Raw genomic sequence first — 22,021 nt, 5'->3', positions numbered from 1 at the left:
CATGGCGGCGGCGGAGAAATCACTCGAAGGACGGGTGGCCTTTGTGACGGGCGCGGCCCGCGGGCAGGGACGTGCCCATGCGATCAGGCTGGCCGCCGAGGGCGCCGATATCGTCGCCTCGGACATCTGCGCGCCCGTGTCGAGTTCGGTCACCTATCCCGCCGCCACCGCCGAGGATCTCGCCGAGACCGTGCGCGCGGTGGAGGCCACCGGTCGCAAGGTGCTGGCCCGTGCCGTCGACATCCGCGACCTGGAGGCCCAGCAGCAGTTGGTGGCCGACGCCATCGAGCAGTTCGGCCGGCTGGACGTCGTGGTGGCCAATGCCGGCGTGCTGAGTTGGGGCCGGATCTGGGAGCTGACCCCGGAGCAGTGGGACACCGTCGTCGATGTCAACCTCAACGGCACCTGGCGGACCATCAAGGCCACCGTGCCCGCGATGATCGAGGCCGGCAACGGCGGATCGATCATCATCGTCAGCTCGTCGGCCGGGGTGAAGGCCACTCCCGGCAACGCGCACTACGCCGCGTCCAAGCACGGGTTGACCGCGCTGACCAACTCACTGGCCCTGGAGGTCGGCGAGTTCGGCATCCGGGTGAACTCGATCCACCCGTACTCGATCGACACCCCGATGATCGAACCGGAGGCGATGGGCGCGATGTTCGCCAAGCACCCGAGCTTCCTGCACAGCTTCGCCCCGATGCCCTATCACCGGGTGACCGACGGTAAGAACGAGGGGCTGGCGGCCTTCATGCCGCCCGAGGAGGTCTCCAACGTGGTGGCCTGGCTGGCCAGTGATGCGTCCTCGACGCTGTCGGGCAGCCAGATCGCCGTCGACCGCGGGGTCATGAAGTACTAGTCAGCACCTCGGTGAATCGCGCCATCGCCCAGTCGATCTCGTCGTGCGTGATGACCAGCGGTGGTGCGAACCGCAGGGTCTGACCGTGGGTGTCCTTGACCAGCACACCACGGTCGGCCAGGCGTAGGCTCAGCTGCTTACCGGTGCCCAGCGCGGGGTCGATGTCCACTCCGGCCCACAATCCCTTGCCCCGTACCGCGGTGATGCCCGGCAGATCGGCCAGGCGGGTGTGCAGGTGCGCGCCGAGTTGGGCTGCCCGCGATTGGAACTCGCCGGTTTCCAGGATCGACACCACCGTGGCGCCCACGGCGGCGGCCAATGGGTTGCCGCCGAAGGTGGAACCGTGCTCGCCGGGGTGCAGCACACCGAGGATGTCCCGGTCGGCCACCACCGCCGACAGCGGAATCACGCCGCCGCCCAATGCCTTTCCCAACAGATAGACATCCGGCGCCACATCCCAGTGCTCGCACGCGAACGTCCGGCCGGTGCGGGCCAGACCGGACTGGATTTCGTCGGCGATCATCAGCACGTCGCGGTCGGTGCAGAGACGGCGGACCCGCGGCAGGAAATCGTCGGGCGGCACGATGATGCCGGCCTCGCCCTGGATCGGCTCCAGCAGGACCGCGACCGTGTGGTCGTCGATGGCCGCGGCGACGGCGTCGGCATCGCCGAACGGGACGGCGCGGAAGCCGGGGGTGAACGGGCCGAACCCGCCGCGGGCGACCGGATCATCGGAGAAGCTCACGATGGTGGTGGTGCGGCCATGAAAATTGTTCTGCGCCACGATGATGTTCGCACTGTCGGCCGGGACGCCCTTGACATCGGTGCCCCATTTGCGGGCGACCTTGATGGCGCTCTCGACCGCCTCGGCGCCGCTGTTCATCGGCAGCACCATGTCCTTGCCGCACAGGCGGGCCAGGGCCTCGCAGAACGGGCCGAGCCGGTCGGAATGGAATGCCCGGCTGACCAGCGTCACGGTGTCCAGTTGCGCGTGCGCGGCGGCGGTGATCGACGGATGACGGTGCCCGAAGTTCACCGCCGAGTACGCGGCCAGACAATCCAGGTAACGGCGACCCTCCACGTCGGTGATCCATGCGCCCTCGGCCGAGGCCGCCACCACCGGCAATGGTGAGTAGTTGTGCGCGGCATGGCGATTGTCGAGCTCGATGGCGGCCTCGGTGCGGCTCGTATGCGCCAGCACGGTCATGGGTGCACCTCCAATGTGCAGCACTTGACCGATCCGCCGCCCTTGAGCAGTTCGGCCAGATCGATACCGACCGGGTCGAAACCGGCCTCCCGCAGTTGTGCGGCGAAACCGGTGGCGGCCGCGGGCAGCATGACGTTGCGGCCGTCGGAGACGGCATTGAGCCCGAGCACGAACGCATCGGCGGTGCCGACGGTCAGCGCGGCCGGGAAGTGTCTGCGCAGCAAGGCGAGCGCGGTGTCGCTGAAGGCGGGCGGGTAGTAGGCGATTACCGGGTCGGGCCCGTCGGTGAGCACCGTGAGCGCGGTGTCGAGATGGTAGAACCGCGGGTCGATGAGTTCCAGGCTCAGTATCGGCATGCCGGTGATGGCGGCAATCTCGTCATGTGCGCGGCGGTCGGTGCGAAAACCGTAGCCGGCCAGCACCATCGAGCCGGCCACCAGCAGATCGCCCTGACCCTCGTTGTGATGGCGGGTGCGATGCGCGACGTAGCCCACCCGATCCATCCACGCGGCGTAGGCCTCGGCCTCGGGCGCCCGCTCCGGGAAGGTGAAGTTGGCGACGATCGCGTGTCCGCCGACCACCAGGCCGCCGTTGGCGGCGTAGACCATGTCCGGCAGGCCGGACACCGGCTCGAGCACCTCGACGGCGTGTCCGAGGTCGGTGTAGGTGCGCCGCAGGGTGTCCCACTGATCCATCGCGCGGTCGACGTCGACGGCGACGTCGGGATCCATCCACGGATTGATGGCGTACTCGACGGCGAAATGCCGCGGCGGGGTCATCAGGAATCGGCGCGTGCGGGCGACGCGGGCTTCGGCGGGGGCAGGGGCGGTGGCGGTGAGATCGGAAACCGTCATGATCTAAACGATATTCAGGCGCCATGACGCAATCAATCGCCGATCATTGCGTATCGACCAGCGAACTATTGCACCGAACGGCTAGAGTCGAGGATCTGTTGCGCCCAGGAGGTTGCGGATATGGACGAGACCGACGAACGCATCCTCGTCGAACTCAGCGACAACGCCCGAGCCACCTTCGCCGAGATCGGGGAGCGGGTGAACCTGTCCGCACCCGCGGTCAAGCGTCGGGTGGACCGGATGCTCGACACCGGCGTCATCCGCGGGTTCACCGCGGTGGTGGACCGGCAGGCGTTGGGCTGGACCACCGAGGCCTATGTGCAGGTCTACTGCCACGGCACCATCGCGCCGAGTGAGTTGCGGCAGGCGTGGGTGGACATCCCCGAGGTGGTCAGCGCGGCGACGGTCACCGGGACCGCCGATGCGATCCTGCACGTGCTCGCCCGCGATATGCGCCATCTGGAGGACGCCCTGGAACGCATCCGGGCCAGCGCCGACATCGAGCGCAGCGAGAGCATCGTCGTGCTGTCCAACATCATCGAACGTCGCAGGTCCTGACCGGTACCGCCGGGGTGGTGGACATGACAGGCGCGTGATCGTGTAAGAAACACGACGTGACAACCAATGGGGGCATCGTAATTGTCGGCGGCGGTCTGGCTGCAGCTCGCACCGCCGAACAGTTGCGCCGCGCCGAGTACACCGGACCCATCACCATCGTCAGCGACGAAGAGCATCTGCCGTACGACCGGCCGCCGCTGTCCAAGGAGGTGCTGCGCAACCCGGATCACGATGTGGTGCTCAAGCCGCAGGAGTTCTACGACGAGGCCGACATCACCCTGCGCCTGGGATCGGCCGTGCAGTCGGTGGACACCGCCGCCAAGGAGGTGACCCTGGCCGATGGCTCGACGCTCGGATACGACGAGCTCATCATCGCGACCGGTCTTGAGCCCAAGCGCATCCCGTCATTCCCCGAGTTGGCAGGTATCCGGGTGCTGCGGTCGCTGGGGGAGAGCGCCGAACTGCGCGAGCACGCCGCGACCGCGCGGCGGGCAGTCATCATCGGCGCCGGCTTCATCGGCTGCGAGGTGGCCGCCAGCCTGCGCCAGCTCGGCGTCGACGTGGTGATCGTCGAGCCGCAGCCGACGCCGCTGGCATCGGTGCTCGGGGAACAGATCGGCGCGCTGGTCACCCGGCTGCATGAGGCCGAGGGTGTGCAGGTGCGCTGCGGCGTGGGCGTGGACGCGGTGTCGGGCACCGACAGCGTCGAGAAGGTGATGCTCTCCGACGGGACCGAGCTGGACGCCGATCTGGTCGTCGTCGGTATCGGCTCGCGCCCGGTCACCGGCTTCCTGGACGGCAGCGGTATCGAGGTCGACAACGGCGTCGTGTGCGACGCGGCCGGACGGACCAACGTCGAGCATGTCTGGGCGATCGGCGATGTGGCGTCCTGGCGCACGGAAGCCGGACACCAGGAACGCGTCGAGCACTGGAGCAATGTCGCCGAGCAGGCGCGGGTGTTGGTGCCGGCGATCCTCGGGCAGGAGCCCGGCGCCGCGGCGCTGAGCGTGCCGTACTTCTGGAGCGACCAGTACGACGTCAAGATCCAGTGCCTGGGCGAGCCGGCGGCCGATGACACCGTGCATCTGGTCGAGGACGACGGCCGCAAGTTCCTGGCCTACTACGAGCGCGACGGCGTGGTCACCGCCGTGGTCGGTGGCGGGCGGCCCGCCAAGGTGATGAAGGCGCGCGGCAAGATCGCCGCGGGCGCCCCCATCGCCGATCTCATCTCCTGACGATTTCGGCGAGGAAACGTGCGGTGCGCACACGTTTCCTCACCGGAATCGCTCAGAACTCGCCGAGGTAGAACCGGCTGCCCTGGTCGTCGGTGCACAACGCCGACTTGCCGTACGGCTGCACCGACGGCTCCTCGATGACGGTGCCACCGGCCGCGCGAACGCGTTCGACCGCGGCGTCGATGTCCTCGACGGTCCACATCGGCACCACCGCCGGCTGCGCACTGCCGCCGGCCATACCGGCCATCGGGTGGGTCGGCTCGATGTTCCAGCCGTCCTCGACGCGTCCGGTCGTGAACGTCCAGAACAGGATTCGGCTGAAGAACGCCCGGAACACGCTCGAATCCTCGGCGAAGTAGGTGATGTAGGAGAGCTCACCCGGTCCGTTGCCGTTCAGTGCCGGGCGTGGGGTGCCGGGCGCGGCCTTGAACACGGCGAACGCCTGACCGGAGGGGTCGGTGGCATCCAGCACGGTGCCGAAGTCGAATGCGGTCTCGGTGCCCGGCGTGCCGCCGCCGTCGAGGATCGACTGCCGCGCGCCGGCCAGATCGTCGACGGCGTAGCAGCAGAACATCGTCGGCGGACCGGGGACGCTGTACAGGCCGATCGGTGCGGCGGTGTTGGTGACCTGATTGGTGGCCCGGTCGTACACCCAGCCCAGGACGTGTCCGTAGAAGGCGGCGGCGCGCTCGGCGTCGGGGGTCCACACCGAGACGTATCCGACATCGCCGTGCCGGATCGCCAGCGCTGCCCCGGTGACCGGCCCGGACAGCATCCAGCGGTGCCCGGACGGGTCGATGATGGTCGCGGTGCGCGCGCCGTGGTCCTCATAGGCTTCCCGCTCGACGGTGGCCCCGTGGCTCCTGGCGCGCTGCAGCGCCGCATCGGTGTCCGGCACCGGCAGCATCAGGCTCACCGAGACCGACTGCGGGGCAGGAGCTTTCATGCCGATCTCGGGGAACTCGTCGGCCAGGTACAGCACGCCCCCGCCGACGGACAGCTCGGCGTGCCCGACGCGACCGTCGTCCATCATGATCGGGTCGCCGATGACGGTGGCGCCCAGCGCATCGACGTACCAGTCGATGGCGGTGCGGGCGTTGCGCACCGCCAGGTAGGGAATGGCGGCCGGACGCGGCGGCGCGGCGGTGGGCGTGTTCAGTTCTGCGATGGCGGTATCGGTGCCACTCATGACGACTCCTTCGGTGTTGACGGGCAGGGTCAGGGCCGATTCCAGGCGCGCGCGCAGCCGGGCCGCGAACGCCGGATCGGGTGCCACCGAAAGCTCGTTGCCGTGCAACACGTTCAGCGGATCTCGATTGTTGTTCACGACGGCCCTCCTTCCGGTGTCGGGTAGTGCGATCTGAAGGCGCGGCGGGCGCGCACCAGCAGCGCCTCGGTGGCGTGCACGGTGCGCCCGATGAGCTCCGCGCACTCGGGGACCGAACAGTCGTCGAGATAGCGCAGGGCCAGCACGGTGCGGTGGTGTTCGGGTAGGTGGGCCAGCACCGACTCGGCGACGATGCGGTCCAGTTCGGCGTCCCAGTGGTCGGCCGGGTCCGAGGTTTCGGGTAGTTCGGCCACCGGCACGCTGAAGTGGGCGTGCCTGCGGCGGTAATGGTCGGCGAGTTTGTGCCGGGCCACCCCGATCAGCCACGGCACCGTGATCGGCGGCGGCGCGGCCTTGCGTGCGGCGTCCATGGCCGCCAGGAAGGTCTCGGAGGTGAGATCCTCGGCGGTCGCCCGGTCGCCGCAGCGACGGGTGAAGTACCCGTACACCACGGGCAACGCCTCGTCGTAGAGCTCCAAGAGCTCACGAGGCGCCTCGCGGTGATCCGTTTCGACGCTCACACCCTTATCGTCGTCGCCGGCGGCCGAACTCCGACACCCCAATTTCCGGCGATTTGTGGAGTCCTGGTCGGACAGGTTCCTACCAGGGCTCCACGAATCACAGGTCGGTCAGCCCGCGGCCCACCACGTCGAAGGCGTCACCGAGCAGTCGCTGCAGTGACACCGACTCGTCGGCCAGCCATTGTTCGTAGGCGGTCAACGCCACACCGAGCAACGTCCAGGCGGTGGTCTGGGGGACGAGCGAGTCGGGCTTCTCGCCGCGGCGGCGCGCCACGTACTCCGCCACCACGGCCCGCCAGCCGGCATACATGGTCATCGAATGTGCTTGTAGCGCATCGGTTCCCAGGATCAGTCCCATCCGCCGGCGGTGTCGGTCCTTGTCGTCGAACTCGTTGAAGGCCAGCAGTGCGGTGCGCAGGGCCTCGCCGATGCCGGCGCGCGGATCGGCGCGAGCCAGCAGATCGCGCATGAGATTGAGGTGCGCGTCGAAATCACCCCAGGGGATGGCGTTCTTGGAGGGGTAGTAGCGGAACAACGTGCGCCGGGCGATACCGGCGGCCTTGGCGACGTCGTCGACGCTGACCTCGTCGAATCCGTGGGTGGCGAAGAGTTCGAGTGCGACGTCGGTGATGTGTTCCGGGGTGGTGGACGGCCGTCGGCCGACCCGCGCGGTCCGTGCCATGAAATCCACCCTTCCATTTGTGCACTCGATGCCATATTCTTGCGACCCAGGTCACAAAAGTCGAGGAACGTGACCATTACAGCTCAGAAAGGTGTGTTCCATGGACCAGAACCAGCAGGTTGAGACCGAGACCCAGCTCGTCACCGAGTCGCTCGTCGAAGAGGTCTCGATCGACGGTATGTGCGGGGTTTACTGATCGTGAGCGCACCCACTGCTGATGCAGTGGCGTTCGACCCCGATCGCGGCTGGCGGCTGCACCACCAGGTGGCGGTGCGGCCGGAGCCGTTCGGGGCGCTGCTGTACCACTTCGGTACCCGCAAGCTGTCCTTCCTGAAGAACCGGACGATCGTCGCGGTGGTCAACTCGCTGTCCGAGCACGCGTGCGTCCGATCCGCTTGTCGCGCCGCCGGTATCGACGACGACGCCCAAGGCCCGTATCTACATGCGCTGAGCGTGCTGGTGAAATCCCACATGCTGGTCGCGAAGGAGACCCCATGACCGTGCTGGACACGGCGCCCGCGCCGGAAGTCATGCCCCCCGCGCTCGTTCCCGTGCAAGCAGAACCCGTCAGAGTTCCCAAGCTCGTCGAGCAGTTCGAGCACGGCCTGGACGCGCCGATCTGCCTGACCTGGGAGCTGACGTATGCGTGCAACCTGTCGTGCGTGCACTGCCTGTCCTCCTCGGGCAAGCGTGACCCGCGCGAGCTTTCCACCGAGCAGTGCAAGGCGATCATCGACGAACTGGAACGCATGCAGGTGTTCTATGTGAACATCGGCGGCGGCGAACCCACTGTGCGGTCGGACTTCTGGGAGTTGGTGGACTACGCCACCGAGCACCACGTGGGAGTCAAGTTCTCCACCAACGGCGTGCGGATCGACAAGAAGGTGGCCGCCAAACTGGCCGCCAGCGATTACGTCGACGTGCAGATCTCGCTGGACGGCGCGACCGCCGAGGTCAACGACGAGGTCCGCGGACCCGGTTCGTTCGCGATGGCCATCCGCGCGCTGGAGAACCTGCGCGAGGCCGGCTTCAGGGACGCCAAGATCTCGGTGGTGGTGACCCGCCACAACGTCGACCAGCTCGACGAGTTCAAGGCGCTGGCCGATACCTACGGTGCGACATTGCGGATCACGCGGCTGCGCCCGTCCGGTCGCGGCGCCGATGTCTGGGATGAGTTGCATCCGACGGCGGCCCAACAGGTTCAGCTGTATGACTGGCTGGTGGCCCACGGCGAGCGGGTGCTCACCGGTGACTCGTTCTTCCACCTGTCGGGTCTGGGCGAACCCGGTGCACTGGCCGGTCTGAACCTGTGCGGAGCCGGCCGGGTGGTCTGCCTGATCGACCCCGTCGGGGACGTGTACGCCTGCCCATTCGCCATCCACGAGAAGTTCCTGGCCGGAAACATACTGACCAGCAATGGTTTTCAAGACGTCTGGCAGAACTCGCAGTTGTTCCGTGAGCTGCGCGAACCACAGTCGGCCGGTGCGTGTGCCAGCTGCAACCACTACGACGCCTGCCGGGGCGGTTGCATGGCGGCCAAGTTCTTCACCGGCCTCCCGATGGACGGCCCCGACCCCGAATGTGTCCAGGGCTACGGCGAGCCCGCGCTGGCGCTCGACCGCGACAAGCCCAAGTCGAGCGTCGACCACTCCCGCGCCGGCGGGAGGAAGGGCCCGATCCCGCTCAAACTGCTGACCGTCCCACCCAAGAAGTTCTGCAACGAAAGTCCTGTGTAGAGATCATGGCTCGCGATACCTGGTTCGAAACCGTCGCCATCGCACAGCAGCGTGCGAAGAAGCGTCTGCCCAAATCCGCCTACTCCTCGCTGATCTCGGCGAGCGAGAAGGGTGTCTCGGTCGCCGACAACGTCGAGGCCTTCTCCGAGCTGGGCTTCGCCCCGCACGTCATCGGTGCCACCGAGAAGCGTGAGATGGCGACGACCGTGATGGGGCAGGACATTTCGATGCCGGTCGTCATCTCGCCGACCGGCGTGCAGGCCGTCGATCCCGACGGTGAGGTCGCGGTGGCCCGTGCCGCCGCCGCACGTGGCACCGCGATGGGTCTGTCGTCATTCGCCAGCAAGCCGATGGAGGAAGTCACCGCCGTCAACGACAAGATCTTCTTCCAGATCTACTGGCTGGGCAGCCGTGACGACATCCTGGCGCGGATGGAGCGGGCCCGCGCGGCCGGCGCCAAGGGCCTGATCTTGACCACCGACTGGAGCTTCAGCCACGGCCGGGACTGGGGTAGCCCCAAGATCCCGGAGCAGATGGATCTGAAGACCATGATCAAGATGAGCCCGGAGGTCATCACCAAACCCCGGTGGTTCTTCAGCTTCGCCAAGCATCTGCGGCCGCCGGACCTGCGGGTGCCCAATCAGGGCCGCCGCGGCGAACCGGGCCCCACCTTCTTCGAGGCCTATGGCCAGTGGATGGGCACCCCGCCGCCCACCTGGGAGGACGTCGCCTGGCTGCGCGAACAGTGGGGCGGACCCTTCCTGCTCAAGGGCATGGTCCGCGTCGATGACGCCAAACGCGCTGTGGACGCCGGTGTTTCGGCAATCACCGTGTCCAACCACGGTGGCAACAACCTGGACAGCACGCCGGCGGCCATCCGCTGCCTGCCCGCCATCGCCGATGCCGTCGGCGATCAGGTCGAGGTTTTGCTGGACGGTGGGATCCGGCGCGGCAGCGATGTCGTCAAGGCCGTGGCCCTCGGCGCCCGTGCGGTGCTGATCGGCCGGGCCTACCTGTGGGGGCTGGCGGCCAACGGTCAGGCCGGTGTGGAGAACGTCCTGGACATCATGTCCGGCGGTATCGACTCCGCGCTGCGCGGCCTGGGCAAGTCCTCGATCCACGATCTGACGCGCGAGGACGTGCTGATACCGGAGGGATTCACCCGCACGCTCGGCGTCTGACAGAGGCTGACGCGTTGAGACGCGCGTGACCTGCGTGACGGACGTGACCGGGCGTCCGCCGACCGGTCGACATCGCCGAAATCAATTGCATCGCATGCGCCAACAACCGGCGCACACCAGGTGAATTCGGCCTACCATCGGCGGGTGGCTTCACCCGCGGAACTCGGCAGCGCGACGTCGAGTGGTCTGCTCGGCAGCGCACCCGAGGACAAACCGACGCTGATCGTGCCGGTCGGGTCCACCGAACAACACGGACCACACCTGCCGTTGGACACCGACACCCGGATCGCGACGGCCGTCGCACGCCGACTGGCCGCCCGGTTCGGGGACGGCTGGCTGCTGGCACCGGCGATCGGTTACGGCGCCAGCGGTGAGCACGAGGGTTTCGTCGGCACCGTCTCGATCGGGACGACGGTGTTGCAGCTAATGCTCATCGAGTTCGGCCGGTCGGCCTGCAACTGGGCGGGCAGGGTGGCGTTCGTCAACGGTCACGGCGGCAATGTCGAGGCGCTGACCGGTGCGGTTGCGCTGCTGCGCACCGAGGGGCGCGATGTCGCCTGGTGCTCGTGCACGGTCGCCGGCGCCGACGCGCACGCCGGCCATACCGAAACTTCTGTATTGCTACATATTTCACCCGACGATGTCCGCCGCGACGCCGTCGTCCCCGGTAACAGCGCACCGCTGACCGAACTGATGCCCGCCATGCGGGCCGGCGGGATCGCCGCGGTCAGCGCGGTCGGTGTGCTCGGCGACGCCACGACGGCCACCGAGGCCGACGGCGCGCAATACTTTGCCACTATGGTCGACGAGTGCGCCCGCAAACTGCTGGCGTGGGTGCCGAACGGACGGGGGATGCTGACATGACCGGGCCACGGCTGCCGGACGGATTCGCCGTCCAGGTCGACCGACGGGTCAAGGTGCTCGGCGCCGGCTCGGCTTTGCTCGGCGGTTCCCCGACCCGGCTGCTGCGGCTGGCGCCGGTGGCGCAGACCATGCTCGACGGTGGCCGGCTCGAGGTGCACGACGCGCTGTCGGCGCAGCTGGCCCGCACCCTGCTGGACGCCACCGTGGCGCATCCGCGCCCGGCCACCGGACCCTCCCACCATGACGTCACCGTGGTGATTCCGGTGCGCGACAACGATTCCGGGGTAGCACGGCTGGTGCGCTCGCTGCGCGACATGCAGGTGGTGGTGGTCGACGACGGTTCTGCGCACCCGATCACCGAGACCGACTTCGACGGAGCGCACTGCGCCGTGCGGGTGGAACGGCACCCGCGCAGCCGGGGACCCGCCGCGGCCCGCAACACCGGACTGCGCGCCTGTGACACCGACTTCGTCGCCTTCCTGGATTCCGACGTGGTGCCCCGCCGTGGTTGGTTGGAGGCTCTGCTGGGCCACTTCTGCGATCCTGCGGTGGCGCTGGTGGCGCCGCGGATCGTGAGCCTGCGCGAACCGGACAACCTGGTGGCGCGCTACGAGGCGGTGCGCTCCTCACTGGACCTCGGGATGCGGGAGGCGCCGGTGGTGCCCTTCGGCCCGGTGTCCTACGTGCCCAGCGCCGCCATCATCTGCCGGCGCTCCGCGCTGATCGAGGTCGGCGGCTTCGACGAGACCCTCAGATCCGGTGAGGACGTCGACCTGTGCTGGCGGTTCGTGGAAGCCGGTGCACGGCTGCGCTACGAGCCGATCGCGCAGGTGGGTCATGATCACCGGACCCGGTTGCAGGAATGGTTCGCGCGCAAGTCCTTCTACGGGCAGTCCGCCGCACCGCTGTCGGTGCGGCATCCCGGCAAGACGGCGCCCATGGTGGTCAATCGCTGGATGCTGTTGCTCTGGACGCTGGCCGCGACGGGATCATGCGTCGGCTACTTCGCCGCGGCGGTCATCGCGATCCTGTTCGGGCGCCGTGTCGCGAATTCATTGGAATCGGTGGACACCGAGCCCCGCGAGGTGGCCACCATGACCGCCCACGGCCTGTGGGGTGCCGCCCTGCAGGTCGCCTCGGCCATCTGCCGGCACTACTGGCCGGTGGCGCTGCTGGCAGGTCTGCTGTTCCGGCGGTGCCGTCGGGTGGTGCTGACGGCCGCGGTGCTGGACGGGTTGGTCGACTGGGCCACCAGACGCCACGGCATCTCCGATGACACCCAGCGGGTCGGCCTGTTCAGCTATCTGCTGCTCAAACGGCTCGACGATATCGCCTACGGGCTGGGGCTGTGGACGGGTGTGGTCCGTGAGCGTCACCTCGGTGCGCTCAAACCGCAGATCCGCACCTGACCGGCGTGCACATCCTCATTGTCGGCGCGGGTAGCGCCGGTTCGGTTCTGGCCGAGAGCCTTTCACGTCATCCCGACTGCCGGGTCACGGTCCTGGAAGCCGGACCGCCGGCCACCGATCCGGCACTGAGCGATGCCCACCGGCTGCCGATCGGTACCGCCAGCCCGGTCGCGGCGCGATTTCCGGCCACCCTGACCGACCACCCGCCGCGTCCGGTCAGCCTGGTCCGCGGGGCCGTGGTCGGCGGGTCCGGCGCCATCAACGGCGGCTATTTCTGCCGAGGGAGGCCGCAGGACTTCGACGGTTGGCGGATACCGGGTTGGGCCTGGGCCGATGTGCTGCCGCATTTCCGCGCCATCGAGACCGATCACGACTTCGACGGCCCGCTGCACGGCACGTCGGGGCCGATACCGGTGCGTCGGGTATCCGAATTCAGTGCCGGGACACAGCTGTTCGTGGACGCCGTGTTGGCCCGCGGGTTCGACTGGATCGACGATCTCAACGGTGAACCGGTCGATACCGGGGTCGGCGCCCTGCCGTTGAATGTGGCCGAGGGCAGGCGGGCGGGTCCCGGAGCGGCGGTGCTGACCCCGGCGCTGGGACGGCCGAACCTCGATCTGCATCCCGGCACCCGGGTATCGGCGATCCGGTTCGACGGTCACCGCGCCGTCGGCGTGCACGCCCACGGACCGGCCGGACCGTCGCTACTGACCGCCGACCGGATCGTGCTGTGCGCCGGGGCCATCGCCACCGCGCAGCTGCTGATGGTGTCGGGCTGCGGCCCCGCCGACGTGCTGGCCGGTGCCGGCGTGCCGGTGCTGGTCGACCTGCCGGTCGGTACACAGTTCGTCGACCACCCGGAATGGTTGTTGCCGACCACCTGGCCCGGTACCGCGGGACGGACGCCGCTGGAGGCGGCGCTGACCGTCGGCGATATCGAGATGCGGTTGTACACAACGGGTTTCGCCGAGATGGTGGGCGAGCAACCCGCCGATCCCGTGCATGTCGGGGTGTCCCTGATGCGTCCGCGTGCGCGTGGCCGGCTGACGGTGGTGTCGCCCGATCCGGCGACGCCGCCGGTGATCGAGCATCACTACGATTCGGTGGCCGAGGACATCGCCGCGCTGCGGGCAGGCGCGGACCTGGCCAGGGACATCACCGGCATCGCCGATGTCGAGGCCAACTGGTCGACCACCCAACATCTGTGCGGCACCGCGCCTTTGGGGTCGGTGCTGGACGCCGAATGCCGGGTGCGGGGCGTGCAGAACCTGTGGGTGGCCGACGGGTCGATCATGCCGAACATCCCCTCGCGCGGTCCGCATGCCACCATCGCGATGATCGGACACCGCGCCGCCGAGTTCGTGCTGGCCTGAGCCGGCGCCGCGACTACGATTCCGGCGTTGGGGCGCCAGTGCCCGTCGGTGTGGCCCGACGGATGAACCGCAACTGCCGATTGTCGCGGCCCGGGGCCCAGAGTCCGATGACGACGGCGCCGACACCGACGATCACGGCGAGCCCGGTCAATGAGGTGCTCATGGCCTCGACGAACGCCGTCCGGCTGAGTTCGGCGATCTGGGCACCCGACGGGCCGAGCGTCGCCGAGACCTCGAGCGCCTGGCCCAGGGAGCCGAGCACGGCCTGGCGGGCCGGTTCGGGCAGCTCAGCGGGAAGTGTCGGCCCGAGCAGGTCGGTGTACTGCGCGGCCAGCAGCGAGCCGGCCAGCGCGATGCCCAGTGCGGCGCCGACCTCGCGGGTGGTGTCGTTGACGGCCGAGGCCACGCCCTGCTTGTCATCGGGTGCGGTGTTCATGATGGCCGAAGTCGTTGGCGCCGTGAGTAATCCGATACCCACACTCATCACCACCAGCGGCCACAACACCGCGACGTAGCCGTCGTCGACGGTGATGAAGCTCAGCAGCAGGAAGCCCAGCGCCACCAGCGCCAAACCGGTGAACACGACCAGGCGCAGCCCGAGCCTCGGCAGATACCAGAACGACGTCGCCGACAGCACGAGCACCGGGCCCATCAGCGGCGTGAGCGCGAACGCCGTCCCGATCGGGCTGTATCCGAGAATCAGCTGCATGTGCTGCATGACGACGTAGAAGAAGCCGAACATGGCCAGGAAGAAGACCGTGATCGCGGCGGCGCCGGTGGCGAAGGTGGGATCGGCGAACAACCGCACATCCAGCAGCGGATACCGCAGCCGCATCTCGATCGCGCCGAAGGCCAGGCACATCAGCGCACCCACGGCGATGCAGGAGATCACCAGCGCATCACCCCAGCCGCGACTGGGCGCCTCCAGGATGCCGAAGACCAGGACCGCCACGCCCACGCCGATCACCACCGCGCCCACCCAGTCCAGTGGTTTGGCGACCGACTCACGCGAGGTCGCGATGGTGAGCGTCAACACGAACAGCACGACACCGGCACCGGCGAAGGCCCAGAAGATGGACTGCCAGGCAAAGAAGTGCAGCAGCCCACCGGAACCGAGCATCCCGACGACCGCGCCGCAGCCAGCCGTGCCGGCCCAGATGCCGACGGCCTTGTTGCGCTGGTCCTTCGGGTATGCGGCGGTGAGCAGCGACAGCGTCGCGGGCATCACGAACGCCGCGCCGACACCCGCCACGGCCCGCGCCACGATGAGGTGCATCGGATCCGACCAGATGGTGGGTACCACCGACGCAACGGCGAAGACGGCCAGACCGAGCAGCAGCGCGCCGCGTCGGCCGTAGCGGTCCCCGAGCGCGCCCGCCGGCAGCAGCAGGCAGGCCAGGGCCAGGGTGTAGCTGTCGACGATCCAGGTCAGTTCGGCCTGGGTGGCCGAGGTGGCCGTGGCGAGATCGGGCAATGCGGTATTGAGTGCGACCATGGACGAGATGACCAGCAGCACCCCGAGGCAGGCGATGAGAAGTGTCCAGGCGCGGGCCCTCGTCGACAGCCCGGCCAGCGCCGGGTCGGTGGGTCGGTCGGACTCGGCGAGCGTGTCGACCATGGATTCCCTTTCGACGAGCGCGTCATTTTCGAGACTATCCGTCTTGTTTTGAGACTAGCAGTCTTATTCTGGAGGTGGAGGTGAGTTGGCGATGACTTCGGAGACGGCGAAGACGCGGACCGACCCGAGGCCGGCGAGGTCGCGCGCCCGGCTGTTGGAGGCGGCGACGGCGCTCCTGCGCAACGGCGGGCCGAGTGCGGTCACCGTCGACGCCGTGATCCGCGCGTCGAAGGTGGCGCGCGCCACGCTCTATCGACACTTTCCGAGCGGAAATGATCTGTTGGCGGCGGCCTTCCACGCACTGATCCCGCCCGCGCCGACACCCCCGACCGATGGCAGCCTGCGGGAACGGCTGGAAGCGCTGGTCATCGCACAGGCCGAACTGATCGCCGAGGTGCCCGCGACGGTGGCCGCGATGTCCTGGCTGTCGTTGGGCGCCGATATGACGGCGTTGCCGTTCGAGGGCGAGAGTTCGGAGATCCAGACGCTGCGCGAACGGGTGGCCCAGCAGTATGCCGCCCCGCTGGAGCAGGTGCTGACCAGCCCGGAAGCCGTCGCCGAACTCGGTGAGGTCGACCGGACGCTGGCGGCGTCGCTGTTGCTGGGGCCGGTCGTGCTCGGAAAGCTCAGTACGCTGCCCGATTTCGACTACGCCACGGTGGCGCGCGCCGCCGTCAACGGCTTCCTGGCGACCTGTGGCGGTGTCAGCGCACCGAGTACCGGATCGGTAGGTGCTTGAGCCCGCCCACGAACGTCGTCGCCGACAGTTCCGGGGTGCCCGCCAGCTCGATGGACTCCAGCCGCGGGAGCAGCTCGGTGAACAGGCTGTTCATCTCCATCCGGGCCAGCGCGGCGCCGAGGCAGAAGTGCACGCCGTATCCGAATGCGACGTGCTTGTTCGGGTCGCGGCTCACGTCGAAGCGGAACGGCTCGTCGAACACCTCTTCGTCCCGGTTGCCGGAAACGTAAGCGAGATAGACGGATTCACCCTCGGCGATGGGGACGCCGCGCACCTCGGTATCGGCGGTCGCGGTGCGCATGAACTCCTTGACCGGGGTGGACCAGCGGATCATCTCCTCGACCGCGGTGCCCATCAGCTCGGGATCCCGGCGTAGCCGGTCCATCTGGTCGGGGTTCTCGATCAGCGCCAGCAGGCCGCCGGAGATGGCGTCCTTGGTGGTGTCATGGCCGGCGCTGGCGACGATCGTGTAGTACGAGACGGTGTCGACATCCGTCAGCGGTTCACCGTCGATGCGGCCGTTGGCGATCGCCGAGGCCAGGTCGCCGGTCGGGTTCTCCCGGCGCGAGGCGGTCAACTGCGAGAAGTAGGCGAAGAAGTCGAGCAGCACCTGGAGCTGATCCTCCAGCGAGCCGCCTTCGCGCTTGTACTCGTCATCATCGCCGCCGAACATCTCCTGGGTCAGCATGTGCATGCGGCCGTAGTCCTCCTCGGGCAGGCCCAGCAGCGACATGATGACGTACAGCGGGAAGTGGATGGCGATGTCGGTGACGAAGTCGCATTCCGGGCCGAGATCGCGCATCTTGTCGACATAGCGTTTGGCCAATTCGTCGACGCGGACCTTCAGATCGCGCATCGCCTTGGGGCGGAACCAATCTGCGCCGATCGCGCGCACCTTGCGGTGATGCGGATCATCCATGTGGATCAGCGTGCGCAGACCCATCCCGGATTCCAGCTGCTGCTTGGCCAGATCATCGGCCGCCGCGGTGGCCAGCAGCGGTCGCGGTTCGTTGATGAACAGGTTGTTGTCCCGCTCGATGGCCATGATGTCGGCGTGCTTGGTGACGGCCCAGAACGGACGGTACAACGTGGACTCGACCCGGACGACGGGCTCGTGGGCGCGCAGGTACGCCATGGCCTCGTGCAGTCGGGCGTCGTCGGCGTATGCCTTCGGTTCGACAAACACTTTGGCGTATTCGCTGGCCCGGTCATCCTTGGTCGGAGTGCTCATCAAATGGCTCCCTACGGTGTCTTGACGGGTGTCAAATCGCAGTCTAGGGGGCCTCTGCGGCCCGCACGCCCGGAATGCCGGAATAGTCGTCAGTAGGCTCGTCGGGTGCCCTCCACATCGCGATTCGTCCGTAGCGCACTGGCACTGCTGACGGCCGCGATGCTGCCGCTGGCGTGTGCCCGCGACGGCGCCGATACGCCGGCGTCGCTGCCGCCGGACCCGACCGTCGTGCAGACCAGCGCCGGACTGGTGCGCGGGGTGGCCACGCTCGACAAGCGACATTTCGCCGGAATCCCTTACGCCGCCCCGCCGGTCGGGCCCTTGCGCTGGCAGCCCCCGGAGCCCGTGCCGTCCTGGCAAGGGGTGCGGGACGCGACCAAGACGGGCCCGCGCTGCCTGCAGGACGAGGGCAGCGATATCGAGTTCGGCAGGCAGACCGATGAGGACTGCCTGACACTCAACGTCTGGACCCCGCCGCCGACCGAGGAACTGCGCCCGGTGATGGTGTGGATCCACGGTGGTGCGTTCATCAACGGCAACGGCGGCATGTACGACTCGCGTTGGCTGGTCGACCGCGGCGACATCATCGTCGTCACCCTGAACTACCGGCTCGGGGCGCTCGGCTTCCTCGCACATCCGGCACTCGGACCGCCCGGCGCGGTGGGCAACTACGGATTGCAGGATCAGCAGGCGGCGCTGCGTTGGGTGCGCGACAACATCGCGGCATTCGGCGGTGACCCGGCGCAGGTGACCATCGCCGGCGAGTCGGCCGGGGCGATGTCGGTGTGCGATCACATGGTCGCGCCGGATTCCCAGGGACTGTTCCGCGCGGCGATCATCCAGAGCGGGCCGTGCCAGGCCCAGATCGCGCTGCCGCAGGCCGAACGCGTCAGCCAGGACTTCGCTCGGGACCTCGGCTGTGGCGATCCGGCGACCGCCGCCGCGTGCCTGCGCGCGCTGCCGTCGCACAAACTGCGAAAACCCGTGTGGTACGGGCGAATCGGTGAGGACACGCTGAGCGGTCCGGTGTACGGGACCGCCGCGTTGCCCGAGGATCCGATGGTCGTGTTCCGCGAGGGTCGTGCGACCGAGGTGCCGGTGCTCATCGGCAGCAACCGCGACGAGTTCACCTTGTTCGTCGCGCTGCAGTACCTGCGCGGGGCGCGGCAGTACGCGGCGGGGGAGTATCCCGATCTGCTGGCCGACACGTTCGGTCCCGACGCCGGTGCCGTCGGCGCGCGATATCCGCTGGAGCGCTACGGCGGCAGCGCGGCACAGGCGTATTCGGCCGCGGTCACCGACGGTGTGTTCGCGTGCATCGCCGATCGGATGGCCGGGCAGTTGTCGGCCGACGGCGACGTGTACGCCTACGAGTTCAACGATCCCAACCCGCCCACCCCCGAACCCATGCGCACCCTGCCGTTCCCCGTCGGCGCCAGTCACTCGCTGGAATTGCGCTACCTGTTCGATGTCGGGGGAGCACCGCCGTTGGATCCCGCTCAGCAGCGGCTGTCGAATCAGATGATCGATTACTGGACGGGCTTCGTCAGGACCGGTGCACCGACCGCCGAGGGGGCGCCGGACTGGCCCGCCGTCGGGGGCGACGGTTCGTGGATGTCGCTACACCCGGACGGCCCGCGGATGGTGACCGATTTCGCCCGCGAGCATCAGTGCGATTTCTGGGCGGGTTTGCGCGGCTGACTGCTGCCGAAACCCGCGTACCCGGGGTTCCGGTCCGCCCGCGCACCCCAGGTACGCGAGTTTCGCCGGGGCTGGGGTCAAGCCGGCGTTACCCAGGTGGTGATATCGGCATGCACCACCTCGGTGCAGGCCCGGTCGGTGATGCTCACCCCCACCACGATCTCGGTGCCCGCGGTCAGCGCGGCGAAGTCCGGCGGAGTGAACTCGGCGCGGGCGCGCAGTGAGGTGGTCGCCTTGGCCAGGTACCGGACCTGCATGCCCTTCGGAATCCAGCGGTGGCTGGTCGGCACCGTCGCCTCCATGGCCATGCCCATCGCCACCTCGGCGGCATTGCACGAGGCGATGGCGTGCACGGTGTGCAGGTGGTTGTGGACGAAGAACCACTTGGGGACGTCGACCTCGGCCAGGCCCGGTTCCATCCGGCGGATGTGGGGGAGCACCGAGGCGAAATAGGGCACCCGGGCCATTGCGGCCACCGAGAACAGCCGGCTGCCCAGTGGTTTGTCGGACAGCTGCTGCCAGGCGCGATAGGTGGGACTCTGGGACATCCGGGCATCTTACTCAGGAGTAAGGTTGGCAGAGGCCGGTGAGCAGACGTAAAACTGTCGGGTAGGCCCGAAAAAAGTGCAGTTTTGTGTCTGTTCGGCGGGACACCGCGAGCCCGCGAGCTGCTCGATCAGGGATTTGGCTGACGCCGGGATCTGAGGCATACTGTTCGGGTTGCCTTGCGCCGGGTTCGCCCGGGCGGGGCATCCGACCGGCGCCCTGGCGGGCGCACCCGGTCCCAACCTCGATCGCGACAAAGTTTGACGCGCGGACGAGTATGCGCGAGGGCGACACGCCCGAGTGCGGGGGTCGGTGAACCAGAGACAGGTAAACAGCGGCGGCATAGCCAGCGGGGCGTCTTCATGGCGTCACGTGTGTAGACCGAAGGCCCATTCGTGGGCCCGTTAGTAGTGAGGTAGGAGAAGCGTGGCGGGACAGAAGATCCGCATCAGGCTCAAGGCCTACGACCATGAGGCGATCGACGCCTCGGCGCGCAAGATCGTCGAGACCGTCACCCGGACGGGCGCCAGTGTGGTTGGCCCGGTGCCGCTGCCGACCGAGAAGAACGTGTACTGCGTCATCCGGTCTCCCCATAAGTACAAGGACTCGCGGGAGCATTTCGAGATGCGTACCCACAAGCGCCTTATCGACATCCTCGACCCGACGCCGAAGACCGTTGACGCCTTGATGCGCATCGACCTGCCGGCCAGCGTCGACGTCAACATCCAGTAGGAGACCCGAGAAAAATGGCTAGAAAAGGCATTTTGGGCACCAAGCTGGGCATGACGCAGGTGTTCGACGAGAACAACAAAGTCGTCCCGGTGACGGTCGTGAAGGCCGGCCCCAATGTGGTGACCCGTATCCGCACCACCGAGCGCGACGGCTACAGCGCCGTGCAGCTCGCCTACGGCGAGATCAGCCCGCGCAAGGTCAACAAGCCGGTCACCGGCCAGTACGCTGCCGCGGGCGTCAACCCGCGTCGCCACCTCGCCGAGCTGCGGCTTGCCGACGAAGCAGAAGCGGCCGACTACGAGGTCGGCCAGGAGCTGACCGCCGAGATCTTCGCCGACGGCGCGTACGTCGACGTCACCGGCACCAGCAAGGGCAAGGGCTTCGCCGGCACCATGAAGCGGCACGGCTTCGCCGGCCAGGGTGCCGCGCACGGCGCCCAGGCGGTGCACCGTCGCCCCGGTTCGATCGGTGGCTGCGCCACCCCGGGCCGCGTGTTCAAGGGCACCCGGATGTCGGGGCGCATGGGTAGTGACCGCGTCACCACCCAGAACCTGAAGGTGCACAAGGTCGACGCCGAGAACGGCGTCCTGCTGATCAAGGGTGCCGTCCCCGGACGCACCGGCGGACTCGTCGTGGTTCGCACCGCGATCAAACGAGGTGAGAAGTAATGGCTTCCTTGAAGATTGACGTTCGCACCCCGGACGGCAAGACGGACGGCTCGGTCGAGCTGCCCGCCGCGCTGTTCGACGTCGAACCGAACATCGCGCTGCTGCACCAGGTGGTGAACGCGCAGCTGGCCGCCGCCCGTCAGGGCACCCACTCGGCCAAGACCCGCGGCGAGGTCCGTGGTGGTGGCAAGAAGCCGTACCGCCAGAAGGGCACCGGCCGGGCGCGTCAGGGCTCGACCCGCGCTCCGCAGTTCACCGGTGGTGGCGCGGTGCACGCACCCAAGCCGCGTGACTACAGCCAGCGCACCCCGAAGAAGATGATCGCCGCCGCCATCCGCGGGGCGCTCTCGGACCGGGCGCGCAACGAGCGCATCCACGCAGTCACCGAGCTGGTGGCCGGCCAGACCCCGTCGACCAAGTCGGCGAAGTCGTTCCTGGCCGGCCTGACCACCAACAAGAAGGTGCTGATCGTCATCGGTCGCACCGACGAGGTGGGCGCCAAGAGCGTGCGGAATCTGCCTGGCGTGCATGTCATCTCGCCGGACCAGCTGAACGCGTACGACGTGCTGCACGCCGACGACGTGGTGTTCTCGGTCGAGGCCCTGAACGCCTACATCGCCTCGAATACGAAGAAGGAAGAGGTGTCGGCCTGATGGCTACGATCACTGACCCTCGCGACATCATCCTCGCTCCGGTCATCTCCGAGAAGTCCTACGGGCTGATCGAGGACAACGTGTACACCTTCGTGGTGCACCCGGATTCGAACAAGACGCAGATCAAGATCGCCATCGAGAAGATCTTCTCCGTCAAGGTCGATTCGGTGAACACCGCCAACCGGCAGGGCAAGCGCAAGCGCACCCGGACCGGCTACGGGCAGCGCAAGTCCACCAAGCGCGCGATCGTGACGCTGGCCCCGGGCAGCAAGCCGATCGACTTGTTCGGAGCGCCCGCCTAACGGCAGGCAGAGAGACTCAGGAACTTAG

At 68.0% G+C, this 22,021-nt stretch carries 24 protein-coding genes; 16 read left to right on the top strand and 8 right to left on the bottom strand.

Features of this window, described 5'->3' with window-relative positions:
- Position 1: 1 nt before the first annotated feature.
- Positions 2–856, top strand: a complete 855-nt coding sequence (locus tag ACWDUN_RS17735; protein ID WP_449930867.1) for a mycofactocin-coupled SDR family oxidoreductase — start codon at positions 2–4, stop codon at positions 854–856.
- On the opposite strand, the gene rocD is transcribed toward ACWDUN_RS17735, so the two are convergent.
- The gene (gene rocD / locus ACWDUN_RS17730; protein WP_449930865.1) at positions 843–2,063 is read right to left on the bottom strand and encodes an ornithine--oxo-acid transaminase; all 1,221 of its coding nucleotides are present in this window, start codon (positions 2,061–2,063) and stop codon (positions 843–845) included. The genes ACWDUN_RS17735 and rocD overlap by 14 nt on opposite strands.
- Positions 2,060–2,917 carry a dimethylargininase gene (gene ddaH / locus ACWDUN_RS17725; protein WP_449930863.1) on the bottom strand — a complete coding sequence of 286 codons (858 nt, stop codon included), beginning with the start codon at positions 2,915–2,917 and terminating at the stop codon, positions 2,060–2,062. The genes rocD and ddaH overlap by 4 nt, the downstream gene beginning before the upstream one ends.
- Before the next feature lie 120 nt (positions 2,918–3,037).
- Here ddaH and ACWDUN_RS17720 point away from each other — a divergent pair, with 120 nt between their 5' ends.
- The gene (locus ACWDUN_RS17720; protein ID WP_449930861.1) at positions 3,038–3,475 is read left to right on the top strand and encodes an Lrp/AsnC family transcriptional regulator; all 438 of its coding nucleotides are present in this window, start codon (positions 3,038–3,040) and stop codon (positions 3,473–3,475) included.
- A gap of 56 nt (positions 3,476–3,531) precedes the next feature.
- Positions 3,532–4,710: an NAD(P)/FAD-dependent oxidoreductase gene (locus ACWDUN_RS17715; RefSeq protein WP_449930859.1), complete on the top strand. Its 1,179-nt coding sequence runs from the start codon at positions 3,532–3,534 to the stop codon at positions 4,708–4,710.
- 52 nt (positions 4,711–4,762) lie between these two features.
- On the opposite strand, the gene ACWDUN_RS17710 is transcribed toward ACWDUN_RS17715, so the two are convergent.
- The 3 genes from ACWDUN_RS17710 to mftR form a co-directional block, all read right to left on the bottom strand.
- On the bottom strand, positions 4,763–6,037 hold the full coding sequence (locus ACWDUN_RS17710; RefSeq protein WP_449930857.1) for a VOC family protein: 1,275 nt from the start codon (positions 6,035–6,037) through the stop codon (positions 4,763–4,765).
- On the bottom strand, positions 6,034–6,558 hold the full coding sequence (locus ACWDUN_RS17705; RefSeq protein WP_449930855.1) for an RNA polymerase sigma factor: 525 nt from the start codon (positions 6,556–6,558) through the stop codon (positions 6,034–6,036). Before ACWDUN_RS17705 ends, ACWDUN_RS17710 begins: the two co-directional genes overlap by 4 nt.
- A 97-nt stretch (positions 6,559–6,655) precedes the next feature.
- A complete protein-coding gene (gene mftR, locus ACWDUN_RS17700) occupies positions 6,656–7,240 on the bottom strand; it encodes a mycofactocin system transcriptional regulator (protein WP_449930853.1) in 585 nt (194 codons plus the stop codon).
- Positions 7,241–7,340: 100 nt separating this feature from the next.
- On the opposite strand from mftR, the gene mftA reads away from it, so the two are divergent.
- From mftA to mftG, 7 genes are all read left to right on the top strand, one after another.
- Entirely contained in the window at positions 7,341–7,436 is a 96-nt protein-coding gene (gene mftA / locus ACWDUN_RS17695; protein WP_449930851.1) for a mycofactocin precursor MftA, read from the top strand.
- 2 nt (positions 7,437–7,438) lie between these two features.
- Positions 7,439–7,738: a mycofactocin biosynthesis chaperone MftB gene (gene mftB, locus ACWDUN_RS17690; protein WP_449930849.1), complete on the top strand. Its 300-nt coding sequence runs from the start codon at positions 7,439–7,441 to the stop codon at positions 7,736–7,738.
- 32 nt (positions 7,739–7,770) lie between these two features.
- Positions 7,771–8,976, top strand: coding sequence for a mycofactocin radical SAM maturase (gene mftC / locus ACWDUN_RS17685; protein WP_449931151.1), 1,206 nt, complete (start codon positions 7,771–7,773; stop codon positions 8,974–8,976).
- Between the two features lie 5 nt (positions 8,977–8,981).
- A complete protein-coding gene (mftD, locus tag ACWDUN_RS17680; protein ID WP_449930848.1) occupies positions 8,982–10,157 on the top strand; it encodes a pre-mycofactocin synthase MftD in 1,176 nt (391 codons plus the stop codon).
- 120 nt (positions 10,158–10,277) lie between these two features.
- Positions 10,278–11,021: a mycofactocin biosynthesis peptidyl-dipeptidase MftE gene (mftE, locus tag ACWDUN_RS17675; protein ID WP_449930846.1), complete on the top strand. Its 744-nt coding sequence runs from the start codon at positions 10,278–10,280 to the stop codon at positions 11,019–11,021.
- On the top strand, positions 11,018–12,430 hold the full coding sequence (gene mftF, locus ACWDUN_RS17670; RefSeq protein WP_449930844.1) for a mycofactocin biosynthesis glycosyltransferase MftF: 1,413 nt from the start codon (positions 11,018–11,020) through the stop codon (positions 12,428–12,430). The genes mftE and mftF overlap by 4 nt, the downstream gene beginning before the upstream one ends.
- A 5-nt stretch (positions 12,431–12,435) precedes the next feature.
- Complete coding sequence (mftG, locus tag ACWDUN_RS17665) at positions 12,436–13,803, top strand: mycofactocin dehydrogenase MftG (protein WP_449930842.1); 1,368 nt, start codon at positions 12,436–12,438, stop codon at positions 13,801–13,803.
- A gap of 13 nt (positions 13,804–13,816) precedes the next feature.
- On the opposite strand, the gene ACWDUN_RS17660 is transcribed toward mftG, so the two are convergent.
- A complete protein-coding gene (locus ACWDUN_RS17660) occupies positions 13,817–15,298 on the bottom strand; it encodes an MFS transporter (RefSeq protein WP_449931149.1) in 1,482 nt (493 codons plus the stop codon).
- 214 nt (positions 15,299–15,512) lie between these two features.
- On the opposite strand from ACWDUN_RS17660, the gene ACWDUN_RS17655 reads away from it, so the two are divergent.
- A complete protein-coding gene (locus ACWDUN_RS17655; protein WP_449930841.1) occupies positions 15,513–16,160 on the top strand; it encodes a TetR/AcrR family transcriptional regulator in 648 nt (215 codons plus the stop codon).
- On the opposite strand, the gene ACWDUN_RS17650 is transcribed toward ACWDUN_RS17655, so the two are convergent.
- Complete coding sequence (locus ACWDUN_RS17650) at positions 16,126–17,391, bottom strand: cytochrome P450 (protein ID WP_449930840.1); 1,266 nt, start codon at positions 17,389–17,391, stop codon at positions 16,126–16,128. The genes ACWDUN_RS17655 and ACWDUN_RS17650 overlap by 35 nt on opposite strands.
- 159 nt (positions 17,392–17,550) lie before the next feature.
- Between ACWDUN_RS17650 and ACWDUN_RS17645 the strand changes: the two genes are divergently transcribed.
- Complete coding sequence (locus ACWDUN_RS17645) at positions 17,551–19,092, top strand: carboxylesterase/lipase family protein (protein ID WP_449931147.1); 1,542 nt, start codon at positions 17,551–17,553, stop codon at positions 19,090–19,092.
- Positions 19,093–19,169: 77 nt separating this feature from the next.
- Here the strand turns inward: ACWDUN_RS17645 and ACWDUN_RS17640 are convergent, their stop codons facing one another.
- Entirely contained in the window at positions 19,170–19,640 is a 471-nt protein-coding gene (locus tag ACWDUN_RS17640) for a hotdog fold domain-containing protein (RefSeq protein ID WP_449930838.1), read from the bottom strand.
- Positions 19,641–20,064: 424 nt separating this feature from the next.
- Here ACWDUN_RS17640 and rpsJ point away from each other — a divergent pair, with 424 nt between their 5' ends.
- From rpsJ to rplW, 4 genes are read left to right on the top strand one after another with little or no spacing between them, the layout of a single operon-like run.
- Positions 20,065–20,370 carry a 30S ribosomal protein S10 gene (gene rpsJ, locus ACWDUN_RS17635; protein WP_003883485.1) on the top strand — a complete coding sequence of 102 codons (306 nt, stop codon included), beginning with the start codon at positions 20,065–20,067 and terminating at the stop codon, positions 20,368–20,370.
- Positions 20,371–20,384: 14 nt separating this feature from the next.
- Positions 20,385–21,038 (top strand): 50S ribosomal protein L3, encoded by a 654-nt coding sequence (gene rplC / locus ACWDUN_RS17630; RefSeq protein WP_449930836.1) that lies wholly within the window; start codon positions 20,385–20,387, stop codon positions 21,036–21,038.
- Positions 21,038–21,691, top strand: a complete 654-nt coding sequence (gene rplD / locus ACWDUN_RS17625; RefSeq protein WP_449930834.1) for a 50S ribosomal protein L4 — start codon at positions 21,038–21,040, stop codon at positions 21,689–21,691. The genes rplC and rplD overlap by 1 nt, the downstream gene beginning before the upstream one ends.
- Positions 21,691–21,993 (top strand): 50S ribosomal protein L23, encoded by a 303-nt coding sequence (gene rplW, locus ACWDUN_RS17620; protein WP_083055546.1) that lies wholly within the window; start codon positions 21,691–21,693, stop codon positions 21,991–21,993. Before rplD ends, rplW begins: the two co-directional genes overlap by 1 nt.
- Positions 21,994–22,021: the final 28 nt, after the last annotated feature.

This window comes from Mycobacterium sp. NPDC003323 (assembly GCF_053589535.1).
This window is presented reverse-complemented; position numbering and strand designations above follow the sequence as displayed.